Consider the following 13,275-nt stretch of genomic DNA (forward strand, 5'->3'; position numbering starts at 1 on the left):
GGGGAGTCGAGATGGCCGGGGAGCGGAAGACGACGCTGGCGGAGCTGATACCGGGATACGGGGACGACGATCGCAATCTCAATGCGGACGACATCTACGATCGGTTCTTCGACTGGGTGGAATCCCGCGGCATCACGCCGTGGGATCATCAGGAGGAGGCCATCATGAGCCTTCTGGCCGGCGACCATGTGATTCTGAGCACCCCAACCGGATCGGGCAAGTCGCTCGTGGCGCTCGGCATGCATTTCGCCGCGCTGTGCACGGGGCGCCGTTCGTACTACACCGCGCCGATCAAGGCGCTGGTCTCCGAGAAGTTCTTCGACCTCGTGGACGTGCTGGGGCGGGACAACGTCGGCATGATCACCGGCGACACCCATATCAACACCGACGCCCCGGTGATCTGCTGCACGGCCGAGATCCTCGCCAACCAGGCGCTGCGCGAAGGGGAGCGGGCCGACATCGGCTGCGTGGCGATGGACGAATTCCACTACTACGGCGATTCCGAGCGCGGATGGGCATGGCAGGTGCCGCTGCTCACGCTGCCGCACACGCAGTTCCTGCTGATGAGCGCCACGCTGGGCGACACCACGCAGATCGTGGACACGCTCGAGCGGCACACCGATTCGGACGTGGCCGTGGTGGATGACGCCAAGCGCCCGATCCCGCTGAGCTACGAGTACACCGACGCGATCCTCGCCTCCACGGTGGAGCTGGCCATGCGCCATGGGGAGTCGCCGATCTACGTGGTGCACTTCTCGCAGGACGCCGCGCTGGAGACCGCGCAGGCGCTGTCCAGCACCGGCGTGACCACCAAGGAGCAGCGCGCCGCCATCGCCGAGGCGATCAAGGGCACCCGGTTCACCACCGCGTTCGGCAAGATCCTGCAGCGTCTGCTGCGCACCGGCGTGGGCGTGCATCACGCGGGCATGCTGCCGCGGTACCGCCGACTGGTGGAGCAGCTCGCCCAGCAGGGTCTGCTGCCGGTGATCTGCGGCACCGACACGCTCGGCGTGGGCATCAACGTGCCGATCCACACCGTGGTGCTCACCCAGCTCACCAAGTTCGACGGCTCGCGCATGCGCAGGCTGCGCGCCCGCGAATTCCACCAGATCGCCGGTCGCGCCGGCCGTTCCGGCTTCGACACCGAGGGTCTGGTGATCGCCGAGGCGCCCGAATACGAGATCGAGAACGCGAGGGCGCTGGCCAAGGCCGGCAACGACCCGAAGAAGCTGAAGAAGATCAAGCGCAAGAAGCCGCCGGAGGGATTCGTCACCTGGAACGAGAACACCTTCAACAAGCTCATCGACCAGCCGCCGGAGACCCTGACCCCGCACATGCGCATCACCCATTCGATGGTGCTCGCCGAGGTGATGCAGGGCGGCGACGCCCGCGAACGCGTGGACGATCTGATCGACGATTCGGCGCAGAGCCCCCAGCAGAAGGAGAAGCTGCACGAGCGGGCCGACGAGATCTTCCAGACCCTGCTCGACACCAAGGTGATCGAGTACGAGGAGTACGACGACGGCGAGCGCGACTACACCACCACCGTGGACCTGCCGGAGGACTTCGCCCTCGACCAGCCGCTCAGCCCGTTCCTGCTGGCCGCGCTCGAACTGCTTGACCCCGAGTCGGACACCTATACGCTCGACGTGATCTCCATGGTCGAATCCACGCTGGAGGATCCCAAGCAGGTGCTGCGCGCCCAGGAGCGTCAGGCGAGGGACGAGGCCATGGCGCAGATGAAGGCCGACGGCCTCGACTACGACGAGCGCATGGACCGTCTGCAGGAGATCACCTATCCCAAGCCGCTGGAGGACATGCTCGACGCGGCGTTCACCGAATACCGGCATGACGTGCCGTGGGCCAACGACTACTGGCTAAGCCCCAAGTCGGTGCTGCGCGACATGATCGAGACCGCCTCCGACTTCACCGGATACATCGCCCGCTACAACATCGCCCGTTCCGAAGGCACGCTGCTGCGCTACCTCTCCGACGCCTACCGTGCGCTGGAACGCACCGTGCCGCCGGAGAAGTGCGACGAGCGGCTCGACGACATCATCGCCTGGCTGCGCGTGGTCGTGCGCGGCGTCGACTCCTCGCTGGTGGACGAATGGGAGAACGCCGGGGCCTCGGATCCCGACGCCGCCGCCACCGCGGCCCCGCCCAAGGCGGCCGACGAGATCGTGCAGGACCGACGCGGCCTCACCGTGCTCGTGCGCAACGCCATGTTCCGCCGCGTGGAGCTCATGGACCTCGAGGACACCCGCACCCTCGCCGCCATGGACGAGTCGTGGGGGATGGGCCTGCGCGACTGGGAGGACACGCTGGACGAGTACTACGACGAGCATGAGTACGTCAACACCGACGCCTCGGCCCGCTCCTCGGAGTACTTCGTGCTCGACACGTCGAAGGAACGGACCGATCGCGTATGGTACGTGCGGCAGATCATCGACGACTCCGACGGCGACCACGACTGGGCCATCACCGGCGCCGTGGATCTCAAGGCCACGCAGGCCAGCGGCGAGGTGGTGTTCGACGACTACCGGGTCGGTCCGGTCGAGGAGCTGTGACCGGGCAGTGATCGGACCGTGACCGGGCTATGATCTCTGATCCGATCGGGAACCCGGTCCGATCGGGAATGGGATCGTATACGGTGTGCGTACGGTCGACGGAGGCCATCGGCCCGGCCGGCCCGGCAGGTTCACCCACGGTTCACCGAGCCGTCCCGTCCCGTTGCGATATCGCATACGATCGTTCACTTCCCCCGGGTATGCTCGCCGACGTTGACCCATGGTTCGGCGCGCCGCGCACCGCGGCCGCCGATGTCGAAAAGCCGGTGACATGCGATATCCGTTCCCCCTCAGCCGTCCGTTCCCGACCAGCCGCCCGCGGCCGATCGTCATGACCCTGATCGCGACGATGCTGCTGACCCTGACCATGCTGCCTGCGGGGGCCACGGCAAACGCCGCAACCACGGCGAATGCCGCCGTGCCCGCCCAGCTGCCCAACCCCGATCTGGTCGGCCTACTCGGTAGCTACGAACGCCATTACTGGCAAGCCCCCGGCAAGGACGGCGGCGGCAGGGTGCTCGACACCGCCGTCATGCGCCATGACCAGGAGACCGCCGAGGCCATCAACCATCTCGCCGCACGCCACCGGGTGTCCGACGGCTTCGGCGAGCAGCAGAAGCGGGCGCTCGTGGACTCCGACCTGTACGCGTGGCAGACCATGCCCGACGCCCTCGGCCCAACGATCGGACGCTACCTGCGCGAAGGGCTGCGGCGCGGCGACCTGCCCCTCGTGGACGACCTGTTCAAATTCGACACGATCAACACCTTCGAGGCCAAGAACGCCGCCAACCATCCTCGGCCCTACCTCGACCGGTCCAACCACGGCGCCAACGATCTGGCCGGACTCGCCCCCACGCTCGACATCATCCGCGTGAACTCCTGGGGCGAGCACATCCCCGGATACGACAACCTGAAGAACAACAGCTCGTTCCCCTCCGGCCACACCACCTTCGCCTATAGCTGGGGCGTGGCGCTCGCCGGCATGATCCCGGAGCTCGCCCCGCAGATCATGGCCCGCACCTCCGAGGCCGGCAACAACCGCATCGTGCTCGGCGTCCACTATCCGCTCGACGTCATCGGCGGGCGCATCGCCGGCAGCGCCCAGAACGGCCAGTACTGGCACAACGAGTTCGACACGAAGGTCAAGCCGGCCGCCGACCAGCTGCGCACCTACCTCGCCGGACGGTGCCGGGCCGACGGCCACGGGAGCACACTCGACGCCTGCATTCGCGATCTCAAGGCCGACGGGACTGGCGGATATCGCAACGACTTCACCGATCCGGTCAGCCGCGCCCCGGTGACGGACAAGCGCAGCGCCATCGCCGCTTACGACGCGCGCATGACCTACGGATTCGGCAGAACGGAGGCCACGGGCCGCGCCTTCGACGCCCCCGCCGGCGCCGCCGACATCCTGCGCATCGCCTACCCGCAGCTGCACGTCGACCAGCGCAACGAGATCCTGAAGCTCACGGCGATCGAATCCGGGTACCCCCTAAGCGACTCGGCCGGGGGATGGCAGCGCATCGACCTCGCCAAGGCCCTGTGCGCCAGGGTCACCCTCGACCGCTCCGGCAACGTGACCGACGTCGTCCCCGGATCGGACCGTCCCACCGTCATCGGCGCGCAGTACGCCGACGTCGGCGACCACCCGGCATCCGACGCGACCGTCCCCGGCACGGCGGACGATACCGGTGACGCGGACGATACCGGCGACGCGGACGATACCGGCGACGCTGGCAGTACGGCGGGACAGACCTCGCCGGCCGAACGCCGGATCCGTACGATCGCGGTCGCCGTCGCCGTGATCGTACTGTGCGCGATCATCCTTCGCATGCCGGCATCCCGCGAGTCCCGGGACCGATAGGCGCGGCGGACATACGGAGCGGCAAACATACGGGGCGGCCGGACCGGCTCCGATCTCGAACACCTGTTCGAGCTGTGCGGTTACACTGGAGGCCATGACCGCAGACCTGTTCACCGCCGCCGACGCCCCCGAGGACCTCACCCGCCCGCTGGCGGTCCGCATGAGACCAGTCACCCTCGACGAGGTGGTCGGCCAGCAGCATGTGCTCGGCGCCGGCTCGCCGCTGCGGCGACTGGCGTCCCCGGCGTCGAAGGGCTCGCTCACCGCCCCCAGCTCCATCATCCTGTTCGGCCCCCCGGGGGTCGGCAAGACCACCCTCGCCACCATCGTCGCCAAACAGTCCGGCCGCGTCTTCGAGGAACTCTCCGCCGTCACCTCCGGCGTCAAGGACGTACGCGAGGTGCTGCGCCGCGCCCACGAGCGGCTCGTCTCCAAAGGGCAGGAGACCGTGCTGTTCATCGACGAGGTTCACCGCTTCTCCAAATCCCAGCAGGACGCCCTGCTGCCCAGCGTCGAGAACCGGGACGTCACCTTCATGGCCGCCACCACCGAAAACCCCAGCTTCTCCGTCATCGCGCCGTTGATCAGCCGATCCGTGGTCGTCAAGCTCGAAGCGCTGACGCCGGAGGACCTCGACGTCCTGATCCGGCGGGCGCTCACCGACCGACGGGGACTCGCCGGCGAGGTGAAGGCCAGCGACGAGGCCATCGACGAGATCATCCGCATGGCCGGCGGAGACGCCAGGAAGTCGCTCACCATCCTCGAGGCCGCGGCCGGCGCCGTCACCGGCGACAGACAGCGCAAAAAAGGCGCCCGCAAGCCCGTCATCACCCCACAGACCGTCTCGCAGGTCATGGACGTGGCCACCGTGCGCTACGACAAGGACGGCGACGACCACTACGACGTGGCCAGCGCCTTCATCAAATCCATGCGCGGCTCCGACCCCGACGCGGCCCTGCACTATCTCGCCCGCATGCTGCGCGCCGGCGAGGACCCGCGATTCATCGCCCGCCGCATCATGATCGCCTCCGCCGAGGAGGTGGGCATGGCCGCCCCGCAGATCCTGCAGACCACCGTCGCCGCCGCACAGGCCGTCGCCATGGTCGGCATGCCCGAGGCCCGCATCATCCTCGCCGAAGCCGTCATCGCCGTGGCCACCGCACCCAAGTCCAACGCCAGCTACAACGCCATCAACGCCGCGCTCGCCGACGTGGACGCCGGCCTCATCGGCCAGGTGCCGCTGCACCTGCGCAACGCCCCGACCAAGCTGATGAAGCAGTGGGGCAACCACGAGGGCTACCAGTACGCGCACGATGCGCCCGGCGCCGTGGCCGCCCAGCAGTATATGCCTGACGAATTGGTCGGTCGGGAGTATTATCATCCCAATGACCGTGGTTACGAGCGGGAGATCGGTCCGAGGCTGGAACGGATCCGCTCGATACTGCATGGTGCTGATACCGTGGAAGGTCGGCAGGGTGGTATGGCCGGCATCCCGGGAGAGAACCGAGAGACAGGAACGATAAGGGAGCGTACTGATGAGGGACAAGACGACCATTCTGATCGTGGATGACGATCAGGCGCTGGGGGAGATGCTGTCCATCGTGCTGGAATCCGAGGGCTTCTCCACCGTGGTGTGCTACGACGGTCTTCGGGCGGTGGAGATGTTCCCCACGATCAACCCCGACCTCATGCTGCTCGACGTGATGCTCCCCGGCCTCAACGGCGTGGAGGTGGCCCGCGAGATCCGCCGCACCTCGCAGGTGCCGATCATCATGCTCACCGCCAAGTCCGACACCCATGACGTGGTCAGCGGACTGGAGGCGGGGGCCGACGACTACGTGGCCAAGCCGTTCAAGGTCGCCGAGCTGGTGGCCCGGGTCAAGGCCCGTCTGCGCACGTTCACGCCGGCGTCGTCGTCGAAGGGCGCCCAGGCGGACCGGGTGCAGGAGGTGCACGAGGGGGCCATCGACATCAGCCGCAACGAGCACACCGCCACCAAGGACGGCCGCGACCTCAACCTCACGCCGATGGAGTTCGAGCTATTGTTCGTGCTGGCCTGCCACAGCGGCGACGTGCTGTCCCGCGGCGACCTGCTCGAGCAGGTGTGGGGCTACCAGAACTCCGGCGACGCCCGACTGGTCAACGTGCATGTGCAGCGCCTGCGCCAGAAGGTGGAGGACAATCCCGAGAAGCCGGAGATCATCCAGACCGTGCGCGGCGTGGGCTACAAGTTCGTGGCGCCCGTCCGCCAGTGATCCGCTGGTGTCGGCGGCATCATGAAGGCCACACTATGAAGGCCACACTATGAAGGCCACATTATGAAGGCCATGAAGGCTGATCAGCCCGGCGGGTCCGGCAAACGGGGACTGGTCTCCGTCCTGTCGCGGATGCTTCCGCGCATCCGCACGTCGGTCACGCGCTCCCTGCAGTGCAGGGTCATCTTCTCCATCGCGGTCGTCACGCTGGTGGTGGCCGCCGGCTTCTCGACGGCCTCGTTCGTCTCGGTGCGCTCGTCGCTGATGGAGCAGGCCACCAGTCAGGCCCAGAAGGATTTCGCCGACGAGATGGACCGGGCGCAGGCGAATCTCGATTCCGCGGACCTGTCCAACGATTCGGACGCCCAGCGTCTGATCTCCGATCTGGCCTCATCGCTGCAGGACGACGGCAGCTCCAACCTGCTCGGCATCTACATCGTCGGCGAGGGGGAGGGCGGCGCCGACCTCATCCCCGTCTCGACCGACCCCAACTACCTGTCGCTCGTCTCGGAGTCCATGCGCCGCCAGGTGCTGCAGTCGTCCGCCGGCGAGATGTTCTACCAGCCGGTCGGCTTCGACAACGAGGACCGTCATGACCTGCCCGGCGCGATTCTGGGAGGACTGCTGTCCCGGCCGGACGGCGGCAGCCTCAGCCTGTTCGCAGCCTACTCCTACGAGATCCAGCAGACGACGGTGACGAACATCGAGTTCGCGCTGCTCGTCTCATGCCTGCTGATGAGCATCGTCGTGGGCGTCATCATCTGGCGGGTGATGCGCGGCATCGTCAAACCCGTGCGCAACGTGGCCAGCACGGCCGAGAAGCTCGCATCCGGGGACCTTTCCGCACGAGCCGAGGTCACCCGGCGCGATGAGATCGGCGTGCTGCAGCAGTCGTTCAACGCCATGGCCGACTCCCTCAACGAGAAGATCGACGAGCTGGAGACCGTCAGCTCCATGCAGCGCCGGTTCGTCTCCGATGTCAGCCATGAGCTGCGCACCCCCGTGACCACGATCCGCATGGCCTCCGACCTGCTCGAGGCCCGCAAGGACGGTTTCGAACCGAGCACGGCCCGCACGGTGGAGCTCTTAAGCGAGCAGACCTCGCGGTTCCAGCAGATGCTCGCCGACCTGCTGGAGATCTCGCGCTACGACGCGGGCTCCGCCTCCGCCGATCTGGTGGAGACCGACATCCGCATCCCCATCGGCGACGCCGTCGACGACGTGCGCGAGATCGCCCAGGCCAGGCAGGTGGTCCTCGCGGTGACGATGCCCGACTATCCGATCGCGGCCGACATGGATTCGCGACGCATCACGCGCATCATCCGCAACCTGCTCGGCAACGCCATCGACTTCGCCGAGGACAAGCCCGTGGAGGTGCGGCTTGCGGCCAACGGGCGGGCCGTGACCGTCAGCGTCCGGGACTTCGGCGTCGGCATCGATCCGGAGAACCTCGAGCACATCTTCGACCGCTTCTGGCGTGCGGACACCTCGCGATCCCGCCTCACCGGCGGCACCGGCCTGGGCCTGTCGATCGCCATGCAGGACACGATGCTGCACCACGGCGATCTGACGGTGCGATCCTGTCTGGGGGAGGGCACCTGGTTCCTGCTGACCATACCGGTCCGGGCGAACGACGATCGACGTCTCGCCCCCGAGGACCATCCGGTGCGGTTCATCGAAAGCTCGTACCCGGCGGTCGTCGGGGACTTCCTCGAAGGCCGGACGAAACTGGACGGATACGTGGACGGCGCGGCGGACGATGCCGAGGAGTCCGCCGATGCCGAGACGGACGAAACTGAGACGGCCGGCACTGGCACCGATGTAGCCGGCACTGATGCGGCAGACACCGGCGCTGACGTAGCGGGCCTGATGAAGGACGGTGACGGACGATGAGGGGGAACGCTCCGGTGGATCCGGTGAAGCTGGTTCGGGCGGTCGGCGCCGTGACGCTCACCGCGGCGCTGATGCTGGTTTCGGGCTGTTCGATGGGGCTGCCCACCAGTGGTCCGGTGGAGCGGGTGACGCTCTCCCAGAACGAGGACCATCGCGTCTACATCGACCCGCAGGGGCCGAGCGACGGCGCCGAGCCGGAGCAGATCGTCGAGGGATTCATCGACTCCCTGCCGGCCGGCCCCCAAAGCGACGGCTTCAGGGTGGTGAGGGAGTTCCTCACCGACGCCGCCCGCAAGACGTGGAAGCCCGACTCCCGGACGGTCATCTACTCCGGCGAGCCGAGGATCTCCCGCAGGGCCGATCAGATGGAGACGCAGTCCCGCGGGTCGCAGTCGGCATCCCGGGTGGGCGTCACCGTCTCCTACGACCAGATCGGCGTCGTCGACTCCCGCGGCGTGTACTCGGCCGAAGGATCCACGGGATCGTCCACGATCGATCTGCGGCTCGTCAAGGTGAACGGGCAGTGGAGGATCTCCTCCCTGCCCGACGGCATCAGCATCGCGCAGACGGGGTTCTTCCAGGTGTTCCGGCAGGTGGAGCTGTATCAGCTTGCCGACTCCGGCAAGACGCTGATCCCCGATCAGCGATGGTTCCCGTGGCGGCAGTGGCGCACGCTCGCCGTGCGCGAGCTTCTTCGGGAGCCGGCGAGCTGGCTGGGGGATGCCGCACGGTCGGTGGGCGACGACGGGATCAGTCTCGCCATGGATTCCGTGCCGGTCTCCAAGGGCGTGGTGCAGGTGAAGCTCACCAGCGGAGTGATGGCGCTGACGGCGGCCGAACGTGCTAAGCTGGTGCGGCGCATACGGCTGACGTTGGGCGATGGCAGCGGGGAATACCGGCTGAGCGTCACCGACGACGCCGGTCAGGACCTGTCGGGCGCGGATGAGCACGAAAGCATCGTCATCAACCAGCCGCCCCGGCATCTGTACAGTCTGGCCAACAACTTCATCCTGTCCATCGCATCGAACAATCTCGTGCGTCTGGGCGATGTGGCCGGCCGCTTCGGCGAGGCGACCGGCATGGCGTTCACCTCACGCGGCGGTGCGGTCCTGCGTTCCGACAACATCGTGGAATGCGTGACAAAGGACACCGACTCCTGCGGCACGTTGTTCGGGGGCAACGAGGTGAGCCTGCTGCGCGAGGGCATCGACGACGAGGTCTGGGCCGTCTCCAAGGATTCCTCGCAGATCATGGTTCACCGGGACGGTCAGGAACGGCGGTTCTCGGCGTCGTTCCTCGAAGGCCGGCAGATCACCGCGTTCGACATCTCTCCGGAGGGGTCGCGCGCCGTGATCGCGGTGGGGGGCAGGAGAGGGTCGAATGACGGCAAGGTCGTGATGATCGGCATCGGCCGTGACTCGAGTCAATTGCCCACCTCGTTGAGCTCTCATGCGGTCACGATCTCGAACCGGTCCGACATCGCCGCGATGACGTTCTATAACGAGGCGACGATCGTGTACGCGGTGCGGGATACGGACGGCGGCTACCAGCAGATGGCGCCCGGTCCGGAGAGTGCCCAGCGCCTTCCCAAGGGCACGACCGAACTGGTGTCCGCCCAGATCGATCAGACGCTGAGCCTGATCGCGCTGGACTCCAGCGGCATGGTCCGGTATTCGAGGGCCTCGCTCAACGCCTCGTGGCGGGTGCTTGACTATCAGACCGACGCGATCACCAGCGGGTGGTGATCGCGGGCGCCTGCCCCATATGCCTCCCTATGTCGTCCCCGAATCGCACAAAACACGGGTGAAGCGGCCCACGAACCGAACACTATGTAACAAAATCTTCCGAAAGTCACGATTGTTATCGTTTAGTGCCCGTTCCGTTATGGTTTTGTTACCGAACTACGTTGCCGGGACGGCGGCCGGGGAATAATGTGAACGCTAACGACGCAACAACAGTGTTCGTCACGGTGACAGAACGAACTGTCACAGACTCAAGGAGGAGTTCTATGAAGAAAGCACTCAAGACTGGCCTCGCCGCTATCGTGGCAGCTTCCGCCATGGTGAGCCTCGCGGCATGCGGTGGCAGCAGCTCCGGCAGCGACAGCAGCTCCGATGGCCAGAAGACCGTCGGCTTCGTGGCCGTCGGTCCCGAGGGTGGATTCCGTACCGCCAACGAGAACGACATCAAGAAGGCGTTCAAGGACGCCGGATTCAACCTCGTGTACTCCCCGACGCAGAACAACGATCAGCAGAAGCAGATCCAGGCGTTCAACAAGTTCGTCAATGACGAGGTCGACGCCATCATCCTGTCCTCCACCGAGGACAAGGGCTGGGATGACTCCCTGAAGAAGGCCGCCGAGGCCGAGATCCCCGTCTTCACCGTCGACCGTAACGTCGAGGTCAAGGACGCCACCGCCAAGAAGGCCATCGTCTCCCACATCGGACCGTCCAACGAGTGGGCCGGCGAGCAGGCCGCCGAGCGCATCGCCAAGGACTTCCCGAACGGCGCCAACGGCTTCATCCTCGAAGGCCCCGCCGGCCTGTCTGTGGTGAAGGATCGCGGCACCGGCTGGAGCAACAAGGTCGCCTCCAACATCAAGGTCCTCGAGTCCCAGTCCGCCAACTGGTCCACCGATGAGGCCAAGACCGTGACCGCCGGTCTGCTCGACAAGTACAAGTCCCAGAACCCGCAGTTCATCTTCGCCCAGAACGACGAGATGGGCATCGGCGCCGCCCAGGCCGTGGACGCCGCGGGCCTCAAGGGCAAGGTCAAGATCGTCACCATCGACGGCACCAAGGCCGCCCTGCAGAAGGTGGTCGACGGCGACCTCGACTTCGTGATCGAGTACAACCCGATCTTCGGCAAGGAGACCGCCCAGGCCGTCAAGGACAAGCTGGACGGCAAGACCCCCAAGGCCGACATCCAGATCGACTCCAAGACCTTCGACAAGGCCGCGGCCAAGGAGGCCCTCGACTCCGGCGAACGCGCCTACTGATCTGAATGATCTGACGATCCGACCTCTCGGGGTCGATGGCACGCGGCCGACGGCAACGTCGCAATAGCGGTGAACGGTGTATCGGATTACCCTTCCGGTGCACCGTTCCGCATATTCGGCCGAATGTCACAAAACGATAACATCCCCTTTTCGTAAGGCAAAGACATGACAGAAAAGCAGCCAATCGTCGTGATGAAGGGCATCACGATCGAATTCCCGGGCGTCAAGGCCCTGGACGGTGTCGACCTTCGTCTCTTCCCCGGTGAGGTCCACGCCCTCATGGGCGAGAACGGCGCCGGCAAGTCGACGATGATCAAGGCCCTGACCGGCGTGTATAAGATCGACGCCGGCTCCATCACCGTCGACGGCAAACCCACCCAGCTCAACGGCACACTCGACGCCCAGAACGCCGGAATCGCCACCGTGTACCAGGAGGTCAACCTGTGCACCAACCTCTCCATCGGAGAGAACGTGATGCTCGGCCATGAGAAGCGCGGCCCCCTCGGCATCGACTGGAGGAAGACCCACGCCGAAGCCCGCAAGCATCTGGCCAAGATGGGTCTGGAATACCTCGATCCCCGCGCCCCGCTGAGCTCCATCTCCATCGCCATGCAGCAGCTGGTGGCCATCGCCCGCGCCATGGTCATCGACGCCAAGGTGCTGATCCTCGACGAGCCGACCTCATCGCTGGACGCCAACGAGGTGCAGGACCTCTTCGAGATCATGCGCAAGGTGCGCGATTCCGGAGTCGCCATCCTCTTCGTCTCCCACTTCCTCGACCAGATCTACGAGATCACCGACCGTCTGACCATTCTGCGCAACGGCCAGTTCATCAAGGAGGTCATGACCCGCGAGACCCCGCGCGACGAACTCATCGGCATGATGATCGGCAAGAGCGCCGACGAGCTGAGCCAGATCGGCGCCAAGAAGGCCCGCCGTGAGATCAAGCCCGGTGAGAAGCCGGTCGTCTCCATCCGGCAGCTCGGCCGCAAGGGACAGATCGAGCCCACCGATCAGGACGTGTACGCCGGCGAGGTCGTCGGTTTCGCCGGCCTGCTGGGTTCCGGCCGCACCGAGCTGGGACGACTGATGTTCGGCGCCGACAAGCCCGATCACGGTGAGTACTACCTCAACGGCAAGAAGATCAGCGTCGACAGTCCGTACACCGCGCTGAAGAACAAGATCGCCTACTCCACCGAGAACCGACGCGACGAAGGCATCATCGGCGACCTGACCGTGCGGCAGAACATGCTCATCGCCCTGCAGGCCACCCGCGGCATGTTCAAGCCGATCCCGAAGAAGGAAGCCGACGAGATCGTCGACAAGTACATGAAGGAGCTCAACGTCCGTCCGCCGGATCCGAACAAGCTCATCAAGAACCTCTCCGGCGGCAACCAGCAGAAGGTGCTGATCGCCCGCTGGCTGGCCGTGCATCCCGAGCTGCTGATCCTCGACGAGCCGACCCGAGGCATCGACATCGGCGCCAAGGCTGAGATCCAGCAGAAGGTGCTCGAGCTCGCCGCCCAGGGCATGGGCGTGGTGTTCATCTCCTCCGAGCTGGAGGAGGTCGTGCGTCTCTCCGACACCATCACCGTGCTCAAGGACCACAAGAAGATCGCCAATATCGTCAACGACGACACGGTCTCGCAGGCCACCATCGTCGAGACCATCGCCAATTCGGGAAAGGAGGCATGA

General features: G+C 66.0%; 8 protein-coding genes. All 8 read left to right on the forward strand.

Annotated elements, in window-relative coordinates:
* Positions 1–11 precede the first annotated feature (11 nt).
* Positions 12–2,570: a DEAD/DEAH box helicase gene (locus CSQ87_RS01705; protein ID WP_100512118.1), complete on the forward strand. Its 2,559-nt coding sequence runs from the start codon at positions 12–14 to the stop codon at positions 2,568–2,570.
* A gap of 331 nt (positions 2,571–2,901) precedes the next feature.
* Positions 2,902–4,434: an acid phosphatase gene (locus tag CSQ87_RS01710; RefSeq protein WP_100512235.1), complete on the forward strand. Its 1,533-nt coding sequence runs from the start codon at positions 2,902–2,904 to the stop codon at positions 4,432–4,434.
* A 94-nt stretch (positions 4,435–4,528) separates the two neighbouring features.
* Positions 4,529–6,004, forward strand: a complete 1,476-nt coding sequence (locus CSQ87_RS01715) for a replication-associated recombination protein A (protein ID WP_100512119.1) — start codon at positions 4,529–4,531, stop codon at positions 6,002–6,004.
* The gene (gene mtrA / locus CSQ87_RS01720) at positions 5,970–6,689 is read left to right on the forward strand and encodes an MtrAB system response regulator MtrA (RefSeq protein WP_100512120.1); all 720 of its coding nucleotides are present in this window, start codon (positions 5,970–5,972) and stop codon (positions 6,687–6,689) included. Before CSQ87_RS01715 ends, mtrA begins: the two co-directional genes overlap by 35 nt.
* Before the next feature lie 72 nt (positions 6,690–6,761).
* Positions 6,762–8,582, forward strand: a complete 1,821-nt coding sequence (mtrB, locus tag CSQ87_RS01725) for an MtrAB system histidine kinase MtrB (protein WP_165776681.1) — start codon at positions 6,762–6,764, stop codon at positions 8,580–8,582.
* On the forward strand, positions 8,579–10,327 hold the full coding sequence (locus CSQ87_RS01730) for an LpqB family beta-propeller domain-containing protein (protein ID WP_100512122.1): 1,749 nt from the start codon (positions 8,579–8,581) through the stop codon (positions 10,325–10,327). Before mtrB ends, CSQ87_RS01730 begins: the two co-directional genes overlap by 4 nt.
* 263 nt (positions 10,328–10,590) lie before the next feature.
* Positions 10,591–11,580 (forward strand): fructose ABC transporter ATP-binding protein FruE, encoded by a 990-nt coding sequence (gene fruE / locus CSQ87_RS01735; protein WP_100512123.1) that lies wholly within the window; start codon positions 10,591–10,593, stop codon positions 11,578–11,580.
* A gap of 165 nt (positions 11,581–11,745) precedes the next feature.
* The gene (gene fruK / locus CSQ87_RS01740) at positions 11,746–13,275 is read left to right on the forward strand and encodes a fructose ABC transporter ATP-binding protein FruK (protein ID WP_100512124.1); all 1,530 of its coding nucleotides are present in this window, start codon (positions 11,746–11,748) and stop codon (positions 13,273–13,275) included.

This window comes from Bifidobacterium simiarum, from assembly GCF_002802905.1.
GTDB classification, from domain to species: domain Bacteria; phylum Actinomycetota; class Actinomycetes; order Actinomycetales; family Bifidobacteriaceae; genus Galliscardovia; species Galliscardovia simiarum.